General features: G+C 67.4%; 13 protein-coding genes and 1 riboswitch. Of the genes, 7 read left to right on the plus strand and 6 right to left on the minus strand.

From position 1 onward, the window contains the following. Positions 1 to 8 precede the first annotated feature (8 nt). From IMW82_RS15620 to IMW82_RS15630, 3 genes are all read left to right on the plus strand, one after another. On the plus strand, positions 9 to 1460 hold the full coding sequence (locus tag IMW82_RS15620; RefSeq protein ID WP_211005218.1) for an efflux transporter outer membrane subunit: 1452 nt from the start codon (positions 9 to 11) through the stop codon (positions 1458 to 1460). Between the two features lie 9 nt (positions 1461 to 1469). Then, the gene (locus IMW82_RS15625; protein ID WP_108472185.1) at positions 1470 to 2669 is read left to right on the plus strand and encodes an HlyD family efflux transporter periplasmic adaptor subunit; all 1200 of its coding nucleotides are present in this window, start codon (positions 1470 to 1472) and stop codon (positions 2667 to 2669) included. Positions 2670 to 2811: 142 nt separating this feature from the next. Then, on the plus strand, positions 2812 to 4338 hold the full coding sequence (locus tag IMW82_RS15630) for a DHA2 family efflux MFS transporter permease subunit (RefSeq protein ID WP_211005219.1): 1527 nt from the start codon (positions 2812 to 2814) through the stop codon (positions 4336 to 4338). A gap of 60 nt (positions 4339 to 4398) precedes the next feature. Here the strand turns inward: IMW82_RS15630 and IMW82_RS15635 are convergent, their stop codons facing one another. From IMW82_RS15635 to IMW82_RS15645, 3 genes are all read right to left on the minus strand, one after another. Beyond that, complete coding sequence (locus tag IMW82_RS15635; RefSeq protein WP_211005220.1) at positions 4399 to 4920, minus strand: acyloxyacyl hydrolase; 522 nt, start codon at positions 4918 to 4920, stop codon at positions 4399 to 4401. A gap of 166 nt (positions 4921 to 5086) precedes the next feature. Then, positions 5087 to 6559: a pitrilysin family protein gene (locus IMW82_RS15640; protein WP_211005221.1), complete on the minus strand. Its 1473-nt coding sequence runs from the start codon at positions 6557 to 6559 to the stop codon at positions 5087 to 5089. Further along, complete coding sequence (locus tag IMW82_RS15645; RefSeq protein WP_211005222.1) at positions 6556 to 7938, minus strand: pitrilysin family protein; 1383 nt, start codon at positions 7936 to 7938, stop codon at positions 6556 to 6558. The genes IMW82_RS15640 and IMW82_RS15645 overlap by 4 nt, the downstream gene beginning before the upstream one ends. A gap of 146 nt (positions 7939 to 8084) precedes the next feature. On the opposite strand from IMW82_RS15645, the gene IMW82_RS15650 reads away from it, so the two are divergent. Beyond that, complete coding sequence (locus IMW82_RS15650; protein WP_211005223.1) at positions 8085 to 9041, plus strand: hypothetical protein; 957 nt, start codon at positions 8085 to 8087, stop codon at positions 9039 to 9041. Between the two features lie 87 nt (positions 9042 to 9128). Further along, positions 9129 to 10418: an MFS transporter gene (locus IMW82_RS15655; protein WP_211005224.1), complete on the plus strand. Its 1290-nt coding sequence runs from the start codon at positions 9129 to 9131 to the stop codon at positions 10416 to 10418. Between the two features lie 53 nt (positions 10419 to 10471). On the opposite strand, the gene IMW82_RS15660 is transcribed toward IMW82_RS15655, so the two are convergent. From IMW82_RS15660 to btuB, 3 genes are all read right to left on the minus strand, one after another. Next, positions 10472 to 13642 (minus strand): efflux RND transporter permease subunit, encoded by a 3171-nt coding sequence (locus IMW82_RS15660; RefSeq protein WP_211005225.1) that lies wholly within the window; start codon positions 13640 to 13642, stop codon positions 10472 to 10474. Between the two features lie 159 nt (positions 13643 to 13801). Then, positions 13802 to 16978: an efflux RND transporter permease subunit gene (locus IMW82_RS15665; RefSeq protein WP_211005226.1), complete on the minus strand. Its 3177-nt coding sequence runs from the start codon at positions 16976 to 16978 to the stop codon at positions 13802 to 13804. Positions 16979 to 17151: 173 nt separating this feature from the next. Continuing rightward, complete coding sequence (btuB, locus tag IMW82_RS15670; protein ID WP_211005227.1) at positions 17152 to 19002, minus strand: TonB-dependent vitamin B12 receptor; 1851 nt, start codon at positions 19000 to 19002, stop codon at positions 17152 to 17154. Positions 19003 to 19132: 130 nt separating this feature from the next. Continuing rightward, a riboswitch (cobalamin riboswitch) is annotated at positions 19133 to 19364 on the minus strand. Between the two features lie 479 nt (positions 19365 to 19843). Between btuB and IMW82_RS15675 the strand changes: the two genes are divergently transcribed. Together IMW82_RS15675 and IMW82_RS15680 are read left to right on the plus strand one after the other, a co-directional pair. Continuing rightward, positions 19844 to 22849: a TonB-dependent receptor gene (locus tag IMW82_RS15675; RefSeq protein WP_234411355.1), complete on the plus strand. Its 3006-nt coding sequence runs from the start codon at positions 19844 to 19846 to the stop codon at positions 22847 to 22849. A 170-nt stretch (positions 22850 to 23019) separates the two neighbouring features. After that, positions 23020 to 24639: a sulfotransferase gene (locus IMW82_RS15680; RefSeq protein ID WP_211005228.1), complete on the plus strand. Its 1620-nt coding sequence runs from the start codon at positions 23020 to 23022 to the stop codon at positions 24637 to 24639. The last annotated feature ends 16 nt before the right edge of the window (positions 24640 to 24655 follow it).

The following is a 24655-nucleotide window of genomic DNA, read 5'->3' on the forward strand; positions in this document are numbered from 1 at the left end:
ATCTTTCCATGCGTCTGCATCTACTTGCGGCTGCCGCCGCCCTGACCGTCGCGCTGGCCGGCTGTGCCAGCAGCGGCGGCCTGCACCCGGACGGCACGCCGATCGACCCTGCCTCATTGAAGGCAGATCGCAGCCTGGCCAGCCTGTCGGCCGCCGCCTGGCCGGCAACGGACTGGTGGAGCGGACTGGGCGATCCGCAGCTCGACGCGCTGATCGCCGAGGCGCTGCACGACAACCCGGGGCTCGGCGTCGCCGATGCCCGCGCCCGCGCAGCGCAGGCCGAGGCGGGCATCGCCGATGCCGCACGCGAACCCGGCGTGACAGGCGGCGCTGCGATCGCCGGTGCCCGGCCGCCGGCCGCGCTGCTCGGCGACAAGGCGCATTTCGCGCTGGCCAAGTACGGCTACGCCAGCTTCAAGTGGGACCTGGATCTGTGGGGCGGCAAGCGCGCCGCGTGGGAAGCGGCGGTTGGCCAGGCGCGCGCCGCCGAAGTCGATGCCCGTGCCGCGCGCATCGAGCTGTCCGGCAACGTCGCCCGCGCCTACGCCCGGCTCGGTTACGCGTTCACCCAGCAGGATCTGGCTGCCGGCGAGCTGAAACGCGCGGAGCAGTCGCGTGAACTGACCCGCCAGCGCGTCGCCGCCGGCATCGACAATCAGATCGCGCTGAAGCAGGGCGACGCCGAAGTAGCCACCGCCGAGCAGGACGCGGCGCTGGCAGCACGCGCGGTCGATGCCGCGCGATCGTCGTTGTCGGTACTGCTCGGCAAGGGCCCGGACCGCGGGCTGCAGATCGCCCGGCCGCGGCTGCTGGCACCGGTCGCGCTGGCGGTGCCGCCCAACCTGCCGCTGGACCTGCTCGGCCACCGCGCCGACCTGGTCGCCGCGCGCTGGCGCGTCGAAGCCGCCGGCAAGGACATCAAGGTGGCGAAGACCGCCTTCCTGCCGGACATCAGCATCGGCGCGATGGCCGGCGTGGTCAGCATGGGCGGCAACAACCCGCTCAGCCTGGCGGGTCGGTTCTACCAGGTCGGGCCCTCGCTCAGCCTGCCGATCTTCGACGGCGGCAGATTGCGCGCGAACCTGTCCGGCAAGGATGCGCAGTACGACCTCGCCGTGGCCCAGTACAACCAGACCCTGGTCGGCGCGCTGAACCAGGTCGCCGACGAGCTGTCCGCGCTGCAGTCGGTGCAGCAGCAGCTCGCCGCGCAGCAGCGTGCGCAGGACGCCGCGCAGCAGGCCTGGGAACTGGCGCTGCAGCGCTACCAGGCCGGCGTCGGCAGCTACCTGGAAGCGCTCGTCGTGCGCCAGCAACTGCTCGCCGCCAACCGCGGCGTCGCCGCGCTGCAGGCACAGCAGGTCGACCTTTCCGTGCAATTGATCCAGGCCCTCGGTGGCGGCTTCCAGCCGCAGGCCGGGGCGCCCGCTCCCTTCCCGTCGTCATCCCCTTCGCATTCCTGAGGCAGCCCCATGTCCAGCCAGTCCACCCCTGATTCAAGTGGCATCGCGGCCCAGAGCACGGCCGTGCCGAGGAAGAACCCGCGCGGTCCGCTGCTGCGCCTGCTCGGCATCGTGGTACTGCTCGCAGTGATCGGTTGGGCGTTGTGGTATTTCCTCGACGGCCGCTGGTACGAGGGCACCGACGACGCCTATGTCAACGGCAACGTGGTGCAGATCACCCCGCAGGTGCCCGGCACCGTGGTCAGCATCGGCGCCGACGACGGTGACCTGGTGCACGCCGGCGACGTGCTGGTGCGGCTCGACCCCAGCGACGCCGACGTGGCGCTGGCCGAGGCGAAGGCGAACCTCGCCAACACCGTGCGCAAGGTGCGCGGCCTGTATTCCAGCGTCAACGGCGCCCAGGCCGACGTGGCCGCGCGCAAGACCGCGGTGGACAAGGCCCGCGCCGACTACAACCGGCGCGTGGCGCTGGCCAAGTCCGGCGCGATCTCGGCCGAGGAACTGGCGCACGCCAGCGACGCGCTGACCACCGCGGAAAGCGCGCTGATCACCGCGCAGCAGCAGTACCAGACCAGCAAGGTGCTGGTCGACGACACCGTGGTCGCCTCGCATCCGGACGTGCAAGCCGCCGCCGCACGCCTGCGCGCCGCCTTCCTCGACGACGTGCGCGCCACCCTGGTCGCGCCGGTGGACGGCTATGTGGCCAAACGCTCGGTGCAGGTCGGCCAGCGCGTGCAGCCCGGCGCCGCGCTGATGGCGGTGGTGCCGCTGCGCGGCGTATGGGTGGATGCGAACTTCAAGGAGACCCAGCTCACCCACATGCGCATCGGCCAGCCAGTGACGATCGCGTCCGACGTCTATGGCAGCAAGGTGGAATACAAGGGCAAGGTGCAGAGCCTGGGCGTGGGTACCGGCAGCGCGTTCTCGCTGCTGCCGGCGCAGAACGCCACCGGCAACTGGATCAAGATCGTGCAGCGCATCCCGGTGCGCATCGTGTTCGACGACCCGGCCCAGCTGGGCCAGCATCCGCTGCGCATCGGCATGTCGCTGAACGTGGACGTGAGCCTGCACGACCAGAGCGGCCCGATGCTGGCGCAGCAATCGCCGAGCAAACCCGCCTTCAGCACCGACGTCTATCGGCAGCAACTGGCCACGGCCGACCAGGTGATCGGGCAGATCGTCCACGCCAACATGGCCGGCGGCAAGTAACACCAGCAGCTCCCTCCCCTGCATTGCAGGGGAGGGTTGGGGTGGGGTTCGCTTTTGATCTTCAGGTCAAGAGCGACCCCCTCCCAACCTCCCCCTGCTGCGCAGGGGGAGGAGCAAGGCCTCCCATCACCGACCGATCCCGATGACCACCGAATTCCGCCCGCCCAACCTGGCACTGAGCACGATCGGCCTGTCGCTGGCCACGTTCATGCAGGTGCTGGACACCACCATCGCCAACGTGTCGCTGCCGACCATCGCCGGCAACCTCGGCGTCAGCAACAACCAGAGCACCTGGGTGATCACCTCGTTCGCGGTGAGCATGGCGATCGCGCTGCCGCTGACCGGCTTCCTCAGCCGCCGCTTCGGCGAGGTGCGGCTGTTCACCGCCTGCACGCTGCTGTTCGCGCTGACCTCGTTCCTGTGCGGCGTGTCGCAGAGCATGGGCATGCTGATCCTGTTCCGCGCGCTGCAGGGCGCGGTGGCCGGGCCGATGTACCCGATCACGCAGAGCCTGCTGATCGGCATCTATCCGCCGGCCAAGCGCGGCATGGCGCTGGCGCTGCTGGCGATGGTGACGGTGGTGGCGCCGATCGCCGGGCCGATCCTCGGCGGCTGGATCACCGACAACTACTCGTGGCCGTGGATCTTCTTCATCAACGTGCCGATCGGCATCTTCGCCAGCATGGTGGTGGCCAACCAGCTGCGCGCGAAAGTGGAGAAGACCGAGCGGCCGAAGGTCGACTATGTCGGCCTGATCAGCCTGATCATCGGCGTGGGCGCGCTGCAGATCGTGCTGGACAAGGGCAACGACGAGGACTGGTTCAACTCCAGCTTCATCATCGTCACCAGCATCGTCTCGGCGATCGGCATCGCGGTGTTCCTGATCTGGGAGCTGACCGACAAGGACCCGATCGTCGACCTGCGCCTGTTCCGCCACCGCAACTTCACCGCCGGCACCATCGCGCTGATCCTGGCCTACGCGGCGTTCTTCGCCATCGGCCTGCTGGTGCCGCTGTGGCTGCAGCGCAACCTCGGCTACACATCGACCTGGGCCGGCTTTGCCACCGCGCCGATCGGCGTGCTGCCGGTGCTGCTGACCTTCTTCGTGGGCAAGTACGCCACCCGCTTCGACCTGCGCATGCTGGCCTCGATCGCGTTCGTGGTGATGGCCGGCACCTGCTTCATGCGCTCGGACTTCTTCATCGGCATCGACTTCTACCACGTGGCGATGGTGCAGCTGTGGCAGGGCCTGGGCGTGGCGCTGTTCTTCATGCCGGTGCTGACCATCCTGCTGTCGGACCTGCAGCAGAACGAGATCGCCTCCGGCTCCGGCCTGGCCACCTTCCTGCGCACGCTGGGCGGCAGCTTCTCCGCCTCGCTCACCACCTTGCTGTGGGAGCGCCGCGCGGTGAGCCACCACGAGCAATTGACCGAGCACATCACCGCCTACAGCCCGACGGCGCAGGCCGCGATGCACCAGGTCGGCCAAGGCAACCAGCAAGCCGCCGCCGGCGTGCTCAACGACATCATCACGCAGCAGGCCTACCAGATCTCGTTCAACGAGGTGTTCCACGCGCTGGGCTGGATCTTCCTGGCGCTGGTGCTGGTGATCTGGCTGGCCAGGCCGCCGTTCACGCCGAAGGCGCGCCCGGTTTCCGGCGGCCACTGAATCCACGGCATGCATCGACGGGACGGCCCCCGCATGGGGCCGCCCCGCGTGGGAGTGGCGTCAGATGTCGAAGGCGACGCCGACCAGCGCCATCGTCTCGCCGGTGTTCGGGCGATGCAGGCCGCCATTGGAGACATGTCGGAGCGCCACGCTGAAATGCTTCGCCTGCCAGCCCAGCGTGCTGACGAACTGGTAGTGGCTGGAAAGCGCGTGGGTGGCGTGGTTGGTGGCGGCGAGTTGTTCGCTGAAGAACAGCGGCTGGTACCAGTCGCCGGCATCGCCCAGATGGAAGCGCGCGCCTGCGGCAAGCAGCGCTACCGAGTCGCGGTTGGTGTAACGGCTGTTGTCGCTCGCCACGCGGCGGCCGTCGATCCAGCCGAGCGAAACATCCGGTGACCAGGTGAAGCGCGTCCGGCCGAGCGGTTGCGGCGCGAACACCGCCTCGACGAAGGCGGTGTTCGCACCGTAACCGTTCGAGTTGCTGCGGCCGGCCTGCACTTCGAAGCGGGTGGCGGCCGCCGGCAGCGCGGCGGTGACCAGGGCCAGTACGAGTGCGCTGCGAAAGAGAGGACGAAGGGACATGGGGCAACCTCGCGATGGGAATCCTTTTATGTACCGCGTAGTTTACAAAACAGCCGGTGCCGGGCGAAGCCCCTTCTTGGTGCGATTTCGGCAACAGATTGTTGCCCCCGCGATGTAAAAACCCCGGCACGATGGCCGGGGTTCGGTGACGACACGGTCAAGGCCGTTATTTTCTGCCCGCCGGTTGCAAGGTCGGGCTGTCCAGGTCCAGCGCGGTCGCTTCCAGCAGCACGGCCTGCGGATGCGCCTTGCGAATGCCCGCGGCGAACTGCGCGGCGTCGCCGACCACCACCACCGTGCCGGCACCGGCATCCAGGTGCTTGTCCGCGTACTTCTGGACCTGCTTCGGTGTCACCGCCTGCACTTGTTCGATGTACTTGCCGATCTCACCCAGCGGCACGCCGTACACCGCCAGCTCGCCGACCTGTTCGGCCAGGCCGGCGGTGGTTTCCAGGCTGCGGCCGTAGCCGCCGATCAGGGTGGCCTTGCGCGCGGCCAGTTCGTCGGCCGAAACCCGCGTGCTGCCCAGCCGCTTGAATTCGCCCAGCATCAGCTCGACCACCGGCGCCGCCGACGGGTTCTTGGTCTGCGCCGAGGCCAGCCACAGGCCGGCGTCGCGGCGTGGCATCAGGTTGCTGCCGGCGCCGTAGGACAGGCCGCGCTTGATGCGGATCTCCTCGTTCAGGCGCGCCGAGTACGAGCCGCCGAGCACGGCGTTGGCGAGCGTGCCCACGTAGTAGCCGTCGTCGCCGCGCGATGGCGCGGCATGCGCCGCCACCACGCCGGCCTGGCCGGCACCGCGCTGGTCGATCAGCACGACCGCCGGCAGCTGGCTGGCGGCCTTGCCCGCTGGCCGCGCCGGCAGCAGCGTGGCCGGCTTGGCCCAGTCGCCGAAGCTGGCCTGCGCCAGCTGTTGCGCCTGCGCCGGGGTGATGTCGCCGGCGAGCACCAGAATCGCGTTGTCCGGCCGGTACAGCGCCGCGTGCAACCGCTGCACGTCGGCGCGACCGATCCGCGCGATCGAGGCCGGCGTGCCGCCGCGCGAATGGCCGTATGCGCCGTCGCCGAACACGCCGCGGCTGGCCGCCAGCGAGGCCAGCGCGGTGGGCCGGCTCAGCGTCAGGCGCAGGTCGTCGAGCGCCTGCGCCTGCGCCCGCTTCAACTCCTCCGCGCTGAAATCGGGTTGCCTGACCACCTCGGCCAGCAGGCCCAGCGCCTGCGCCAGCTTCGGCGTGGTCACGGTGATGCCGACCGCGCTTTCGTCCCAGCCGGCGGCGGCATCCAGCGAGCCGCCCAGTGCCTCGGCGGCGGCGGCGATCTGCGGCGCGCTCTTGCCGGCGGCGCCCTTGCTCAGCAGGTTCGCAGTGAGGTCGGCCAGGCCGGCCAGCGCCGGCGGGTCCATCTCGCCGCCGCTGCGCACGATCAGCTGCGCGGTGACCAGCGGCAGGCCGGCGCGGCGCACGCTGACCACCCGCAGTCCGTTCGCCAGAGTCTGCGTCGACGGTGTCGGCACGCTCAGCCTGGGCGCAGGACCGGGCGCGGGTGGCGTGGCCGGAAAGTCGGTTGCCGCGGCGCTTCCGGCAGCGACAAGGATGGCCGTAAAGACGGCCAGGCGGCAGGCATGCATCCGACGGCTCATTTCGCTGCTCCCGATGTCGTCGCTGCCCCGGCGGGCTGCGGCAGGTAGTCGATGGTGACGCTGTGCGCGCCGGTGACGTATTTCTGCAGCACGCGGTGCACGTCCTGTTCGCTGACTTTCTGCAGCGCGGCCAGGTCGGTGTTGACGTGCTCCGGGCTGCCGTCGATCAGCGCCGCCTGGCCCAGTGCGAAGGCCAGGCCCTGCGCGGTCTGTCGCTGCTTCAGCTCGCTGGTCAGCAGCTGCGTCTTCACCTTGTCCAGCTCGGCGGCGGGAATCGGCTGGGTGGCCAGCCAGATGATTTCCTCGTGCAGCAGCTTCTCGGCCTCGGCCGGCTGGTGCCCGCTGGCGAGGATCGCGTAGGCGGTGAACAGGCCCGGGCCGACCCGGCCGTCGGCGTCGGCACCAGCTTGCTGGGCCACCTGGTGGCGATACACCAGCGACTGGTACAGCCGCGAGGAATCGCCCTGCGCCAGCAGCGCGGCGGCGACCTTGAGCGGGATGCTGTCGGCCGTGTCGGAAGCCGGCGGCAGCAGCCAGGTGATCGCCACCGCCGGCAGCGGCGCGGTCTCGCTGGTGACGGTGTAGCGCAGGTTCTTCTTGCGCACCGGTTCCCGCGCAGTGACCTGCGGAATCGGCGTAGCCGGCTTCGGGATCCAGCCGAAATACTGGTCGACCCACGCATCGAGCTGCTTCGGGTCGAAATCGCCGGCGACGATCAGGGTGGCGTTGTCCGGGCGGTAAAAGGTTTTATGGAACGCGATCACGTCCGGCAGCGTGGCTGCGTCCAGGTCCTCGATGCTGCCGATGGTCGGGCGTTTGTACGGATGCACGGTGTAAGAGTGCGGGTCGATCGCGTTGAACAGCTTGCCATACGGGTTGGCCAGCACGCTCTGGCGGTATTCCTCCTGCACCACCGCACGCTCGGACTTGAAGTTCGCCTCGTCCACGTTGAGGTTGGACAGCCGCTCGGCTTCGGCCCACAACAGGGTCTGCAGATGGTTGCTGGGTACCACCTCGAAGTAGTTGGTGACGTCGTCGCCGGTGGACGCGTTGTTGGCACCGCCCACGTCCTCGGTGAGCCGGTCGAACTGTTCGGCGTGCATGTGCTTGGTGCTCTTGAACATCAGGTGCTCGAACAGATGCGCGAAGCCCGAGCGGCCCTGCGGATCATCCTTCGAGCCCACGTGGTACCACACCTGTACCGCCACGTTCGGGCTGGCATGGTCCTCCACGCTGAGCACCTGCAGGCCGTTCGGCAAAATGCGCTGGTGGTAGGCGATCGGTGGAATGGCCAGCTCGGCGGCCGCCACGGGCGGCGCCGCCAGCGTGGTGGCGAGAAGGGCAAGGGCGGTCAGCAAGGCGGCCGGGCGCAGTCGCATGGGTTTCATCCGTTCGGCGGAAAGACGCCACCATAGCAAGCCGGATCAAGCAGCGCCCGTGGCATGCAGCCTGCCCCGCCGGCATGGATGGCATGGCGCACGATCTGCGATGATCGGTAAACGCGAGTCCTGTCATGGGGGGTGGCATGTTCCGCTGGATCAAGCACGTCTGGGTAGGCTCCGAACCCGTCGAATTCGTAAGCGCGTTCGGCGTGACCGAATCGGTGGAGCGCCTGCGGGCCACCACGCGCCGCTGGTCGTTTCCGTTCGCCACGCAGGAATGCGCTGCCGGCACGGTAAGGGAAAACCGCGTGTCGTTGCAGCGGGTCATTCCGATGGTCGGCAATTCGTTCAAGCCGTTCTTCATCGGCAGGTTTGAGCAGCGACAGGGCAAGGTGGTGCTGCGCGGCCGCTTCACCATGATGCTGTTGGTGAAAGTATTCATGGCGTTCTGGTTTGGCATGCTCGCGCTGTTCACGGTAGCCGGCTCGGTGGCCGCCACGGCATCGCCGAAGGCCCTCATGTTCCCGCTGGCGGCCGTCGGCATGCTGGGCTTCGGCGTCGGGCTGACGGCGCTGGGCCGGTGGTTTTCCCGGAACGACCCTGTCTGGCTCACTGATGTCATATGCACCGCGCTGCGGGCGCCATCGGATACCTACGCGCCAGGCCGGAACGCGGCGGCTGCCGGTCATGCAGCGGCAGGCGGGACACCCACCTTCATCTACGCGATGACCGGGCTGTTCGTTCTGTTCGGGTTCCTGGGCCTTGTGTCGGCGATCACCGGCATCCAGACCTATCGCGGCGGCCCCGGCGGATCCGTGATCACGCACTATGCAAACGATACGCTGCGCATGGTCGCCGGGGCTGCTTCCATCGCGATGCTCCTCGTCGCCCATGGCATCTATCGCCGGATGCTGTTCGCCTGGAGGGCAGGCTTCGTGCTGCTTGCGGCAAGCATGGCCTACTCGGTCATCGACCCGTTCATACGCACCGACCTCGGGGATGCGCGCGTACCGGCGCTCGCGTTCGGCGGCCTGTCCGTGCTGATCGGCGTGGTCTGGGGGCGCTGGTGGCATGCGCAGCGCCACCACTTCCACGATTGACGACGCGGTGCCGGACACACAAATACACGGCAAACCCGGCAAAGTGCCGCACGGGCGTTGCTCCAGCCACACATCCAGAGAATGCCAATGTCAGCCGCCACCCGATCATCGCTGTTCGCCAACCACAACTTCACCCTGCTGTTCGGCGGCAGCACGATCTCGGCCATCGGCGATCAGTTCACCCTGGTGGCCTTGCCGTGGCTGGTACTGAAGCTCACCGGCGATCCGGCGGCACTCGGCCTGGTGCTCGCCGCGATGGCGCTGCCGCGTGCCGCCTTCATGCTGATCGGCGGCGCAGTAGTGGACCGCATGTCGCCGCGGCGGGTGCTGCTGGGTGCGCGCGGAATCAATGCCTTGCTGGTCAGCCTGCTGACCGTGCTGGTCGTGGCCGGGGCGATCCAGATGTGGATGATCTACGCGCTCGCGCTGGGTATCGGCCTGTCTACCGCGTTCGCCTATCCGGCGGGTTCGGCCATCCTGCCGCAACTGATTCAGCCGCAGCAGTTGCAACCGGCCAACGCTCTGTTCATGGGCATGCGCCAGCTGAGCATGATTGTCGGCCCGGCGATCGCCGGACTGCTGATCAGTGCCGGTGCGCACGCTGATCACGGCAAAGGCGTGACCGATTCCGCCGGACTCGGGCTGGCCTTCGGCATCGACGCGGTGAGCTTCCTGTTCTCGCTCGGCTCGCTGATGCTGATCCGCATCCACAGCGATCACCATCCGAAGGCACCGGCCGGCAGCCTGTTGGCCAGCGTGGCGAGCGGTGTCCGCAATATCTGGGCCGATCTTCCGCTGCGCGCGTTCATCCTCTACGCCGCCGTGGTGTCCGTGTTTGTCGGCGGCCCGATCCAGGTAGGCCTGCCGGTGCTGGCCGATACCCGGCTGGATCTGGGCGCCGCATCGCTGGGCATCCTGATGACCGCGAACGGTGGCGGCATGCTGCTGGGCAGTTTTCTTTCCGGCGTCGCGTCGAAGCTGGTACGCGGACGGCTCGGCCTGATGGTGCTGGGCATAGACAGCCTTGCCGGACTGGCCCTGGCCACGATGGCCCTGGTGCACTCGACCCTGGCCGGCGCCGTGTTGCTGGCCGGTGTCGGCGTGCTCGCCGGCATCGCGCAGATCGCCATCGTCAGCTGGATCCAGCGCCGCGTGGCGCCGGAGATGATGGGCCGCACCATGAGCGTACTGATGTTCACCTTCATGGGGCTGGGCCCGCTGTCGGCCGCCATCGCCGGCAGTCTGCTGAAGGTGATCTCGCTGGCGACCTTGTTCACCGGGGCAGGCCTGACGCTGACAGCCATTGCCTTGAGTTGCATGACCAGCTCGTCGCTGCGCAGCATCGGCGCGACAAGAGCAGAGACCGCGCCGGCCTGACCGCGATATCACGGACAACCTCCGACGAATGGACAACCACGCCAACAGATCAATCAGGACGCGGTCTGCGGCCCGCCCAGCGCCTTGAGCCGCTTCTTCTCCGCCTTGCGTTCCTTGCGTGCGGCCTTGCGGATCTTGCGGTCGTAGTTCCACAGGTAGATCGCCGGCGTACTCAGCAGCGTCAGCAATTGGGATACCAGCAAACCGCCGACGATGGCGATGCCCAGCGGCTGGCGCATTTCCGAGCCAATGCCGAAGCCGATCGCCAGCGGCAGCGCCGCGCCCATCGCGACCAGGGTGGTCATGGTGATCGGGCGGAAGCGCACCAGTGCCGCCTCGCGGATCGCCTCGGGCGCAGGCAAGCCGCGCTCGCGTTCGGCCACCAGTGCGAAGTCGACCATCAGGATCGCGTTTTTCTTGACGATGCCGATCAGCATCAGGATCGCGATGATCGCCATCATCGAGATCTGCGTCTGGGTGACCAGCATGGCAAGGAACGCGCCGGCGCCGGCGGCGGGCAAGGTGGAGAGAATCGTCAGCGGATGGCCGAGGCTTTCGTAGAGAATGCCCAGCACGATGTACATCGCCAGGATCGAGCCGAGCAGCAGCACCATGCCGTTGGACTGGGCCTGCTTCAGGCGCTGGTTGGCGCCGGTGAAATCCACCTTCATGCCGGCCGGCAGGCCCACCGCATAGGCGGCCTGCTCGACCAGCTTGACGCCGAGGTCCTGCGGCACGTCCTTGGCCAGGTTGTAGTTGATCGTGGCCGCTTCGAGCTGGTTGTGGTGGCGTATCCGCAGCGGGCTGATGTCCGGCTCGATGGTCGCCAGCGCGGACAGCGGGATCATCCGCCCCTGGTCGTTGCGCACGTGCACGTTGAGCAGCGACTCGGGACTCACGCTCAGTGCCGCGCCGGTGCTGAGCACCACCGCGTACTGGTTGATGTCGGAATAGATCTGCGACACCTGGCGCTGGCCGAACGCGTTGTACAGCGCGGAGTCGATGGTGCCGACGCCGACGTGCAGGCGCCCGGCAGCCTCGCGGTCGATCTTCAGCAGTTGCTGCTTGCCGACCTGGTCGAAATTGCTGGTGACGTCGCGGAATTCCTTGACCGTGCGCAGCTGCCGCACCATCTTCAGCGCCCACGGCTGCAGGTCGCCGCCATTGGTGCTGACCAGCTGGAATTCGTACTGGCCGCCACCGTCGCCGCTGCCGCCGCCGCCGAGGAACTGCGCGGCGCTGACCGAGACCTTCACGCCGGGCAGCTTGTCGTAGTATTTGGACAGCCGCTCGACCACCTGCTTGATGCCCTCGTTGCGCTGGCCTGGACCGCTGCCGCGCGGCTTCAGGTCGACGAACATCTGTGCGTTGTTGCCCACCGCGCCGCCACCGCCGCCGTCGCGACCAAGCATGGTGAGCTGGTCGAGCACGGCCGGGTCGGCCTGCATGATCTTGGCCACGGCGAGCGTGCGTTCGGTCATCTGCGCCGGCGAGATGTTCGCGTCGGCGTTGATGTCCACCTGCAGCTGGCCGGTGTCCTCGTCGGGCATGAAGGTGCCGCCGGCGGTCTTCGCCACCGCGAAGCCGAGCGCGAAGGTGAGCAGCAGCAGGGTCAACGGCTGCCAGCGCATGATCCGGCGATGGTGCATCGCCCAGTCCAGCGCGCGCTCGTAGACGTGCAGCAGCTTGCGGTCGAAGCGCTCCACCGCCCGCTCGATCCGCCCGGGCGCCTTGGCGTGCTCCGGCTCATGGGTCAGCAGGTAGGCGCACAGCGCCGGGGTGAGTGTGAGCGAGACCAGCGCCGAGATCACCACCGCCGCAGTCAGCGTCACCGAGAACTCGCGCAGCAGCATCACCAGCATGTTGTTGCCGAACAGCAGCGGCGCGAACACCGCCACCAGCGACAGGGTGATCGAGATCACCGTGAAGCCGATCTCCCGCACGCCGGTCAGCGCCGCCTGCATCGGCGGCTCGCCGCGCTCCATGTGCCGCACGATGTTCTCGATCACCACGATCGCGTCGTCCACCACGAAGCCGATGCACAGCACCAGCGCCACCAGCGACAGGGTGTTGAGCGTGTAGCCCAGCGTCCACATCACCACGAACGCGCCGGCCAGCGACAGCGGCACGCTCAGCGTGGCGATCAGGGTCGGCCGCAGCCGGCGCAGGAACACCAGCATCACCAGCACCACCATCACGATCGAGATCAGCAGCGCCACCTGCACCTCGTGCAGCGCCGACTTGGTGGTCTGGGTGAGGTCGAACACCGGTGTCATCGTCACGTTTTGCGGCAGCGAGGCGCGCAGTTGCGGCAGCCTGGCGCGGATCGCCTCCACCGTGGCCACCGCGTTCGCCTCCGGTCGCTTGCTGATCTGCAGGCCGACCGTGCGCGCGTCGTTGAACCAGGCCGCCTGGTATTCGTCCTGCTGCCCGCCGTAGACCCGCGCCACGTCGGACAGCCGCACCGGCGTGCCCTTCTTCACCGAGATCAGCAGGCGGGCGAACTCGGCCGGTGTCTGCAGGCTATCGCTGGCGCTGACCGTCATCTGCGTGCGGCCGTCGCTCAGCGTGCCCTGCGGCGAGGTGACGTTGGCCGCGCGCAGCGCATTGGCCACGTCGTTGGTGGTGAGGCCCTTGGCCGCCAGCGCGTTGTTGTCCAGCTCGATCCGCACCGCATGCGGCGTGCCGCCGAACACCTGCACCTGCGCCACACCGTCGATCTGCGCCACGGCGGGCTTCAGCATGGTGTCGGCGAGGTCGAACAGCTGGTCCTGCGGCAGGCCGGTCGAGGTCAGGGTGAGGAACAGGATCGGGATCTGCGAGGTGTCGAACTTGAAGTACTGCGGCGGCGACGGCATGCCGGTCGGCAGGTCGACCGCGGCCGCGTTGATCGCCGCCTGCACGTCGCGGGCGGCGCTGTCGGCGGTACGGTCGAAGGTGAAGCGCACCATCACCGAGGCGGTGCCTTCGTTGGCGTTGCCGTACATCTCGTCGACGCCGGGAATGCGCCCCAGGTGCCGCTCCAGCGGCGCCAGCACGGTGTTGGCCATGGTCTGCGCGCTGGCGCCAGGCTGGCTGGCCACCACGTAGACACCCGGGAAATCCAGCGACGGCAGCGCAGCCACGCCGAGCAGCAGGTACGCCCACAGCCCGGCCAGCATCAGGCCGAGCGCAAGCAGCGAGGTGCCGACCGGGCGACGGATCAGCGGGGCAAAGATGTTCATGGCGCTTCCATCCGCCAGTGCGGACGCAGACTGGACCAGCGTAGGGACGGCGAGAATAGGGCAAGAGTTCCGTTCATGCCCACTTTATGCCCTCTGGCACGCCCGGGCGTATGTGCCTGAAGTCCGCACCCTGCCGGAAGGCAGGGGTCGTGGCCGCGGCTATTTCGGCAGGGCCGGCATCTGCTGCTGCACCAGCCGCTGGCGCTTGATCTCGGCCCGCAGCTGGCGCCGCGCCGCCTTGCGCTGGCGGTGGTCGTGCTGCCACAGGTAGATCGCCGGCGTGCTCAGCAAGGTCAGCAACTGCGACACGAACAGGCCGCCGAGGATGGCGATGCCCAGCGGCTGGCGCATCTCCGAACCGTAGCCGAAGCCGATCGCCAGCGGCAGCGCCGCACCCATCGCGACCAGGGTGGTCATGGTGATCGGGCGGAAGCGCACCAGCGCCGCCTCACGGATCGCCTGCGGCGGCGACATGCCACGGTCGCGCTCGGCGACCAGGGCGAAGTCGACCATCAGGATCGCGTTCTTCTTGACGATGCCGATCAGCATCAGGATCGCGATCACCGACATCAGGGTCAGCTGGGTATGCGTGACCAGCATCGCCAGGAACGCGCCCATGCCGGCGGCCGGCAGGGTGGAAAGGATGGTCAGCGGGTGGACCAGGCTCTCGTACAGGATGCCCAGCACCACGTACATCACCAGGATCACCGCCAGCAGCATGACCAGCGCGTTGTTCATCGCGTCGAGCAGGTTCTTGTTGTCGCCGGAATACTTCTTGTGCACGCCCGGCGGCAGCTGCGCGGCGAACATTGCCTGGTCGACCAGCTTCAGGCCATCCGCCTGGGTGACGCCCTTGGCCAGGTTGTAGTTGATCGCGGCCGATTCGAGCTGGTCGAAATGGCTGATGGTGACCGGCGCGATGTGCGGCTGGATCTGCGCCAGCGCGGACAGCGGAATCATCTTTCCCTGCGCATTGCGCACATAGGTATTGAGCAGGGTGGCCGGGCTCAGCGACTCGGCGCTGCTGGCGGTGATCACCACGCGGTACTGGTTGATGTCCGAGTAGATGGTGGAAACCGGGGTCTGGCCGAACGCGTTGGCCAGCGCGGTGTCCACCTGGGCCAGGCTCACGTGCAGCCGCGCGGCGGCGTTGCGGTCCACCTGCAGCATCTGCTGCTTGCCGATGCTGTCGAAGCTGGTGCTGACGTTGCGGAACTGCTTCATGTCGCGCATCACCCGCGCCAGCTTCAGGGTGGGCTGCTGCAGCGGCACGCCATCCACGCTGTCGAGCTGGAACGCATACTGCCCGCGGCCGCCGCCACCGCCACCACCACCGCCGATGAACTGGTTGACCGAGAGCGATACGTCCAGGTCCGGCACGTTCTTGAAATACTTGTCCAGCCGGTCGACCACCGCCTGCGAGCTGACCTGGCGGTCGCCCGGCCGGTCGCCCGGCGACTTCAGGTCGACGAACAGGCTGGCCTGGTTGCCAACCGCGCCGCCACCATTGTTGCCGCCGAGGAAGGCGGAAACGTCGCGCACCGCCGGGTCCGCCTTGACCTTCGCCGCCACCTCCTGCGTGCGCTGCGCCAGCAGCAGCGGCGAGACGTTGGCGTCGGCGCTGATGCTCGCCTGCAGCAGGCCGGTGTCTTCCTTCGGCATCAGGCCGCCGCCGGCGGTCATCACCACCACCACCGCCAGGCCGATGGTGAGCGCCAGCAGGATCAGCGGCTGCCAGCGCATGATCCGGCGATGGTGCATCGCCCAGTCCAGCGCGCGCTCGTAGACGCGCAGCATGCCGCTGTCGAAGCGTTCGGCCAGCCGCTCCAGTCGCCCCGGCGTACGCGCGCCGGCGGGCTCGCGTGCCAGCCAGGCGCCGCACAACGCCGGGGTCAGCGTGAGCGAGACCAGCGCCGAGATCACGATGGTGGCGATCAGGGTCACCGAGAACTCGCGCATCAGCATGGTGAACATGTTGTTGCCGAACACCATCGGCCCGAACACGGCGATCAGTGACAGCGTAATCGAGATCACCGTGAAGCCGATCTCGCGCACGCCGCTGAGCGCGGCCTGCAGCGGCGGCTCGCCGCGTTCCATGTGGCGCACGATGTTCTCGATCACCACGATCGCGTCGTCCACCACGAAACCCACGCACAGCACCAGCGCCACCAGCGAGAAGATGTTGAGGGTGAAGCCGAGCAGCCACATCGCCACGAACGCGCCGGCCAGCGACAGCGGCACGCTGAACATCGCGATCACGGTGGGTCGCAGCCGGCGCAGGAACACCAGCATCACCAGCGCCACCATCACGATGCCCATCAGCAGCGCCACCTCCACCTCGTGCAGCGCCGACAGCGTGGTCGGGGTGAAGTCGAAGATCGGCGTGATCGTGGCGTCGGCGGGCAGCAACCCGCGCAGTTCGGGCAGGCGCGCACGGATCGCCATCACCGTGGCCACCGCGTTGGCCTGCGGCCGCTTGTTGACCTGCATCACCACCGCGCGCTGGCCGTTGAACCACGCCGCGGCGTACTTGTCTTCCTGGCCGCCGCTGATCGTCGCCACGTCGGCCAGCCGCACCGGCACGCCGTTGTGGCTGGCGACCACCAGCGCGGCGAAATCCTGCGCCGTGTGCAGCGCGTCGTTGGCGCTCACCGTCATGCGCGTGACGCCGTTGCTGAGCGTGCCCTGCGGCGAAGTGACGTTGGCGGCGCGCAGCGCGTTGGCCACGTCGTTCGCGGTGATGCCCATGCCCACCAGCGCGCTGGTGTTCAGCACGATGCGCACCGCATGCGGCGTGCCGCCGCCCACCTGCACCTGGGCCACGCCGGGGATCTGCGCCACCGCCGGCTTCAGCAAGGTATCGGTGAGGTCGTACAGCTTGTCCGGCGGCAGGCTGGAGGAGGTCAGCGAGACCAGCAGCACCGGGATCTGCGAGGTGTCGAACTTGACGTAGCCAGGCGGGCTGGGCAGCCCGGGCGGCAGGTCCGGCGCCGCCGCGTTGATCGCCGCCTGCACGTCGCGCGCGGCCTTGTCGGCGCCGCGGTCCATGTTGAAGATCACCTGGATCTGCGCGCCGCCCTCGCTGGCGCTGGAAGCCATCATGCGCACCCCGGGGATGCGCCCGAGGTGGCGTTCCAGCGGTGCCACCACGGTCGAGGCCATGGTCTGCGCGCTGGCACCGGGCATCTGCGCGAACACCGCCACGCCGGGAAATTCGATCGACGGGAATGCCGCCACGCCAAGCAGCAGGTACGCCCACACACCGCCCAGCAGCAGTCCGAGCGCAAGCAGTGAGGTGCCAACGGGCCGGCGGACCAGCGGTGCGAAGACGTTCAAGCGGCCTCCCTGGCGCGCAAGCGTGACCGAAGCGCGGGAGGCGCGGCCGGGGACGTTGCGGGCATTCCATGCATGCCGATGTTATGCCAGTTGTCGCGGCCCCTGTGTATGTGCCTGAAGTCCACCCGCATGCAGGAACCCGCTACCGGGCTCCTGCATGCGCGGCAGCAGGATCAGCGCCTGGCCGGGCTGTAACGCAGGGTCAGGAACGCGCTGCGGCCGGGCTGGTTGAAGTACCACACGGTCTCGTAGTGGTGGTCGAACACGTTGGCCAGGCGCGCCTCCACCTGCCAGTCCGACGCGAAATGCCAGCTGGCGCGCAGGTCGGTGGTGGAGTAGCCGCCGAGCCGGTGCCGGTTGGCCGCATCGTCGAAACCACGCCCGGCGGCGAAGACGGTGGCGCCGATGCCGAAGGCACCGAAGCGACGGTCCAGGTCCACCCGCGCGGTGTGCTCGCGCCGGCGCGGCAGCACCTTGCCGTCGTTCGCGCCGCCATCTTCGTTGCGCGGCTGCAGCCAGGTCAGGTAACCCTGCAGCTGCCAGCCGGCGAGGTTGGCGCCGAGCTGGCCTTCCACGCCACGGATGCGCGCCTTGCTGATGTTGGACGGGAAGTAGTTGCTGTCCAGCGCGATCAGCTGGTCGATGCGGGTCTGGTAGGCGTTCAACGCCCAGTTCCACGCATCCTGCTGCTGGCTCAGGCCCAGTTCGGCGCTGCGCGATTTCTCCGGCTTCAGGTCCGGATTGCCGCTGCCGTATGGGTAGTACAGGTCGTTGAAGGTCGGCGCATGGAACGCGCTGCCGTAGCTGGCGGACAGCTTCAGCCCGCCGTCGAAGCGGTAGCCCCACGCCGCCGCGCCGGTGTTGTGGTTGCCGAACTGGCCGTTGTGGTCGCGCCGCGCCGACAGCTGCACCTCGTTGCGGCCGAACGTGCCCTGGTACTGCACGTAGCCGCCGGTATTGTTGCGGCGGCTGGCGAGGAAGCCGGTGTCGCTGTCGATGTGCTCACCCTGCCAGTCGACGCCCAGGGTCAGCAGCTGGTTGCTGGCCACGCTGAGGTCGTTCTGCCACGACGCCTGGTTGCGCCGCGAGTAGATGTAGCCGACGAAGTTCTCGTTCTCGTAGTTGTCGTAGCGGTCCAGGTTCTGGCCCACGCTCAGGGTGGTCTTCCACGCTTCCAGCGGGTTGAAGCTGAAGCTGCTGCCGGCGACCTGCTGCAGGGTGCGGCTGCGGTTCTGGTAGCTGCCGTCGAAATGGATCTCGCCCAGGCTGCGCAGCCAGGTGCCGGTGAGCTCGGCGCCGCTGTCCCAGCGATAGCCTCCGCTGGCGCTGAGGTTCTTGTTGCGGAAGGCGTCGCGGTCCGGCTCGTCGGTGAAGCAGCCGGCGAACGCCTCGGCCGCGCCGACGCGGCAGGCATTGATGCCGCGGGTGTACTGGGCGCCGACGCCGAGGTTGTACCAGGCGTGCTCGCTGCCGCCAGACAGTCCGGCCTGGCCGCGCAGCAGGTGGTTGCTGCCGGTGGTCACGCTGAACGAGGGCTGCAGGCCGCCGTCGCGGCTACCCCGGCGGGTGAAGATCTGGATCACGCCGCCGATCGCATCGGCGCCGTACAGGCTCGAGCGCGGGCCGCGCACGATCTCGATGCGCTCGATCTGCTCCACCGGAATCTGCTCGAACGCCGCCAGCCCGGCGCTGACCGAGGCTACCCGCACGCCGTCGACCAGCAGCAGGGTGTGGGTGGAGTTGGTGCCACGCAGAAACAGCGAGGTTTGCTGGCCGTAGCCGCCACTGTTGGCGAAGCTCACGCCCGGCAGGCCGGTCAGCAGGTCCGGCACCGACAGCGGCTGCAACCGCTCGATGTCGGCGCGGGTGATCACCGTCACCGACGACAGCGCCTCGTCGGCGGTGATCGCGGTGCGCGTGGCGGTGACGATCACCGGGGCCAGCGCCGACGCCTCGTTCTGGTCGGCAGCCTGTGCCGCCACCGTGCAACTGAGCAGCGCCGCTGCCAGCAGGGTCTTCTTCATGTCCGTTCCTCTACGCCGTGCACCCGCGCACGGCTCATGTGTCCAATGAGCTGGCGACAGGCACGGGAGGAAGACGGAACGACGGGCAGGCAGCAACGACCGACACGTGGTTCGGCCTCGCCCACCGCGAGCCACCAGGAATCGTTCGGGCCGGTCTCCGGGCTGGCGAGTGGCGCGCGGTGATCCGCAGGCCTTGAGCGGCGCCTTCCCGTGCCAGGCACAGTGGCGTTCGCCGCTCGTGATCTCGCTTACCGTTGCGGGGGCAGCGCCGGCCTTGCAGTGTGTACGCACACCACGCACCGGCTTCCCGTTTCATCCCTTCGGCAACGCGCCGTCAGGACACCTGAACCGCGCAACTCTAATGCCGACGGGAAACCCGCGCAATCGTGGCCGTTGCGTTAAACGCGCGTTCCCGAGGCCTCAACCCGATTGTTTCGACTCCTGACCGAGTCCTGCGGGCTGGCACTGACACGCAGGTATTAAGGGAACAATAATCGCAAGTTATTGCTGTTTGAAAAGCTGTAAATCGTAATTTCTTGATGTTTGGTAATAACTCATAAATATTTTGTTGACGCCAGTATTTATGTCGCCTTATGTTCCGGGAGCAGGTTGCCGGAAGGCATGGATACCGGGCGTCGGCATGGAGTTGCGTAGCCTGACTGATGGAACAATCGGCGGCTGCCGCCGACACGCACCCAGCTTGCTTTGTTCCATGAATTAATTGATTTACGTCACTCGGCCTTTGGGCCTTTCACTCTGGGGAGATTCATTACCAATGAGCAGTCACAACAAAATCCATAATCCGAGGTGGCGCCACACCGCTCTTGCCGTGGCACTGAGCATGAGCCTGGGCGGCGTCGCCATGGCGCAGTCCACCACGGGCTCCATCTTCGGCCAGGCCCCGGCGGCCGCAGGCGAGACCGTCACCGCCACCAACGCGTCTGGCCTGACCCGCGAGGTCACTGTCGACAGCTCCGGGCGTTTCCAGATCAACAACGTGCCGGTCGGTACCTATACGGTGTCGCTGAAGAAGAGTGGCGCGGTCGTTGAGACGCGCAAGGTGTCACTGGCGCCCGGCGCCGGCACTTCCGTCACGTTCAGCGCCGAAACGACCTCGCTCAGCGCGGTAACCGTCTCGGCCAATGCGCTGCCGGCCATCGACGTATCCAGCGTCAGCTCGAGCACGGTCATCACCGCCGCCGACCTGCAGAAGCTGCCGATCGGTCGCAACGCGGAATCGATCGCCCTGCTCGCTCCGGGCACGGTCAAGGGCAGCAGCTTCTTCGGCAACGCAGTCGCCTTCGGCGGCTCCAGCGTGTCCGAGAACGCCTACTACGTGAACGGCTACAACACCGGCGAGCCGTACAAGAATCTGGGTGGCTTTGCGCTGCCGTATGGTGCGATCGACCAGCAGGAAACCCTGACTGGCGGCTACAGCGCCAAATACGGTCGCTCCGACGGCGGCGTGATCAACCAGATCGGCAAGCGCGGCACCAACGAATGGCACTTCGGTGCGCAGGCGGTCTGGCAGCCACGTTTCCTCGAGGGCACGCCGGTCAACAACCGTTATGGCAACCCCGCCATCCCGGCAGACGTCGCCAACCCCAACAGCCCCGACGGCCTCACCCATTACCAGCTGGAAGATCCAGCCAAGCCGGGTACGCTGAACCAGTACCGCAATGACAACAAGGAGTGGGAGACGGTCTACTCCGCCTACGTCGGCGGCCCGCTGATCCAGGACAAGCTGTTCATGTTCCTGGCGGCCGAGAAGGCCACGACGCAGAGCAACAACGTGGAATCCGCCGCCAACCAGAAAGTCCAGTACAACCGGGACAAGCACACCAAGTTCTACGGCAAGCTGGACTGGAACATCACCGACAGCAACATCCTTGAGCTGACGGCGCTGAAGAACAACCAGTCCACCGGTGCCGGCTCGACCTACATGTTCGACAACAGCACCTTGAAGTCGGGTGCCTACCTCAACAAGAACGACATCAGCAAGGACAACGCCCAGTTCTACCTGGGCCACTTCACCAGCTACATCACCGATGCGGCCACCCTGAGCATCCTGTACGGCAAGGCCCACTTCCAGGACCCGGTCGTCTACGGCAACCAGAGCCCGCTGCCGTTCATCTCGCGCCCCTACAACGAGAATCCGGCCTTCCTGCCGCCGGGCACGGGGCCGAACGGTATCGTCAACGCCCAGGGCAATACCACCTGGACCTCGCCGCAGGCGAGCAACAGCACCCACGGCCTGCGCGTCGACTTCGACTACAAGCTGGGCGATCACGACCTCGCCGTCGGTATCGACAACATGAGCTACGGCGCCAAACACCAGGGCCCGGACAACCAGAATCCGTTCAACCCGGCGCTGAACTACTACTGGCGCTACGCAGCTGCCTCCCCCGCGTACCCCAACGGCCGCGTGCAGAAGCGCACCATCGGCTGGGCCACCAGCATGACGATGACCCAGAAGGCCTACTACCTGCAGGACGACTGGCAGGTCAGCTCCAACGTGCTGCTGAACATCGGCGTCCGCAACGACCACTTCACCAACTACAACGACCTCGGCAAGGCGTTCGTCGACGAGAAGAACCAGTGGGAGCCACGCATCGGCGCCAGCTGGGACGTGAACGGCGACTCCTCGTTCAAGGTCTATGGCAACGTGGGCCGCTACTACCTCGCGCTGCCGGACAACGCGGCCGAGCGTGCGGCCAACCGCTCGACCTACCTCACCCAGTACTTCACCTATACCGGCATCGACGCCAACGGCGTGCCGACCGGCACCGTGGCGCTTGCCCCGCCCAGCTCGCCCGACGGCGAATACGGCCTGCCCAAGGATCCGCAGCAGGTCACCGCGCGCAACCTGAAGCCGGAGTACGTGGACGAGTTCATCGTTGGCTTCGACAAGAAGCTCAATGACGAGTGGACCTACGGTGCCAAGGCGATGTGGCGCGACCTGAAGACCGCGATCGACGACGAGTGCTCGCCGAGCCAGATCGCGACCAAGATGACCAGCATGGGGCTGGATCCGGGTCTCTACGGCAACTCGCTGTACGGCGCCTCCTACTGCCGCCTGATCAATCCCGGCCAGACCAACACCATGCTGGTGAAGTCGGATGACGGCACCAGCAGCGTGCTCGTGCCGATGACCCAGAAGGACTGGGGCTACATCAATGGCGTCCGTCGCAAGATCGGTTCGCTGAACCTGTACCTGGAGCATCCGTTCGACGGCAAGTGGATGGCCCGCCTCGATTACACCTGGAGCCGCGGCTTCGGCAACACCGAGGGCCAGGTGCGTTCCGACTTCGGCCAGGGCGACGTGTCCAAGACCGAAGACTGGGATAGCTGGCAGCTGATGGATGGCCAGGACGGCGAACTGTCCAACGTCCGCAAGCACGCGATCCGCTTCCGCGGTGCCTACCAGATCACGCCGGAATGGCTGGTCTCCGGCACCCTGCTGGCGCAGTCCGGCACGCCCAAGGAGTGCCTGGGCTACTACGGCCCAACCGGTACCGGCGACCCGACCGGCTACAACGGCGGCGGCAGCGGCAACTACCACTGGTGCCATGGCGTTCGCATCCCGCCGGGCAAGGCTGGCCACACCCCGTGGACCGAGCAGGTCAACCTCGGCGTGCACTACGCACCGGCGTTTGCCGATCACAAGCTGGGCTTCAACCTGGATGTGATCAACGCGCTGGACCAGCAGAGGCCGGTGCAGACCGACGCGGCTGGCGAAAGCGGTTTCGACGGCGTCAATACCGTGTTCGTCAACAACAGCTACGGCGACGGCATCTTCTGGCAGCCGCCGCGTACGGTTCGCCTGTCGGTGCAGTACGACTACTGATAGCTGATACCGGCTGAAACTGGCCAAACCAGGCCACCGACCTTCGGGTCGGTGGCTTTTTTATGCCCTCGGTGGAGTCAGCCTGTGCAAGCGATGGCGGCATGACTGCGCACCTGCGCCACGGGATCGGCAGGCTCACGACGCGGCTTGCGTGAAGTTACTATGTCCCGATGAATTCACCGAACCTTTCCACCGCGGAAAGCCGCCTGCGCCAGCAGGCCCGGCAATGCATCGACAACCAGCAATGGGAGGCTGCACAGGCGGCCCTGGAGTCGCTTGTAGTACAGGTGCCGGACGATGCCATGGCGCGCCTTGAACTGGCCGACGTGCTGTTCCAGCGGGGCCGGCTTCGCGAGTCGACCGCATTGATGCTTCGTGTCGCGCAACGGCTTCCGCGGGACGCGGATTTCATCATCAAGGTGACGCAACGCCTCGTTGCGGTCGGTGAGACCCTCGCCGCACGCAGCTGCCTGGACCTGCTCGCCCAGGCGCCCGGGCTCCCGCCGGAATGGCTGGTCAGCCAGGCACACCTGCGCTTCATGCTCGGCGAGATCGCCTCGGCCAGGGCGCTGATGGAAAGCGCCATGGCCGCCGGCATCGATTCACCGGGCGAGCAGCACCTGTATGCGATGCTGCTCCAGTTCAGTGGCGACATCGATCGCGCCTGCACGGTGCTGGAGAACTGCCTGAAGCGCTGGCCGCACTTCGGCGATGCGGCGATGGTGCTGGTCAACCTGCGCAAGCAGAAACCGGAAGCCAACCGGCTGGATTTCGTGCAGGAGCAGCTGCGCCAGCTTCCCCGGGACAGCAAGGATCCGGGCGCCATGTTCGTGCGCGCGGAGTTCGAGTACGCGCAATTCAAGGTGCTGGACGACCTCAAGCGCCACGAGGAAGCCTGGCCTGCCCTGGCCCGGTGCAATGCCCTCATGCACGAGCTCAATCCGTACGACGCGGCTGGCGAAGCCGCCGTTACCGATGCACTGATGCGCCTGCCGGCGCCAGACAACCAGGTCGGCCGGGCGGGATCCGGCCCCGTGTTCGACGGCCCCGTGCCCATTTTCATCGTCGGCATGCCGCGCTCCGGCACCACCCTGCTCGACCGCATGCTGTCGGGCCACTCGCAGGTCGTGTCCGCCGGCGAGATCATCGACTTCTGGCGCCAGCTGCACTGGGCCGCGGACGTGACCCCGGCCAGGGCACAGGGCTTGCTGCAGATCATCCAGCACAGCGCTGACATCGACTATGCCGAACTGGGTGCGCGCTATCTCAGGCAGACGCAATGGCGCGCACAGGGTCGCGCCTGCTACATCGACAAACTACCGGCCAACATCCAGATGGTCGCGTTCATCCGCCGGGCGTTGCCGCACGCGCCGATCCTGCACATGGTGCGCGATCCGGTCGACACCTGCTTCTCGAACTTGAAGGCCATGTTCGGCAATGTTTCGTCCTACAGCTACGACCTGCAGGCGCTGGCTCATTACTACGGGCAATACGCGCGCCTGGTCCGGCATTGGCATGACCGCCTGCCAGGCGCCATGCTCGACGTTTCCTATGCCTCGCTGGTGCGCGATCCGGAGTCCACGCTGCGCGGAATACTCGAATACTGCGGGCTCTCGCTGGAGGAAAATTGCCTGCACCCCGAACGCAACGCCTCGCCAGTGGCCACCCCGAGCAGTGCCCAGGTGCGCGAATCCATCCATACCCGTGGCCTGGAGCAATGGCGCCACTATGCAAGACAGCTGGAGCCACTGCGCCAGGCCATCGGCGCGCCCGCGGTCAACGCGGACTGACCGCCCCGTACCCGGC

The sequence above is a fragment of the Rhodanobacter sp. B2A1Ga4 genome, from assembly GCF_018101315.1.
Lineage (GTDB): Bacteria > Pseudomonadota > Gammaproteobacteria > Xanthomonadales > Rhodanobacteraceae > Rhodanobacter > Rhodanobacter thiooxydans_A.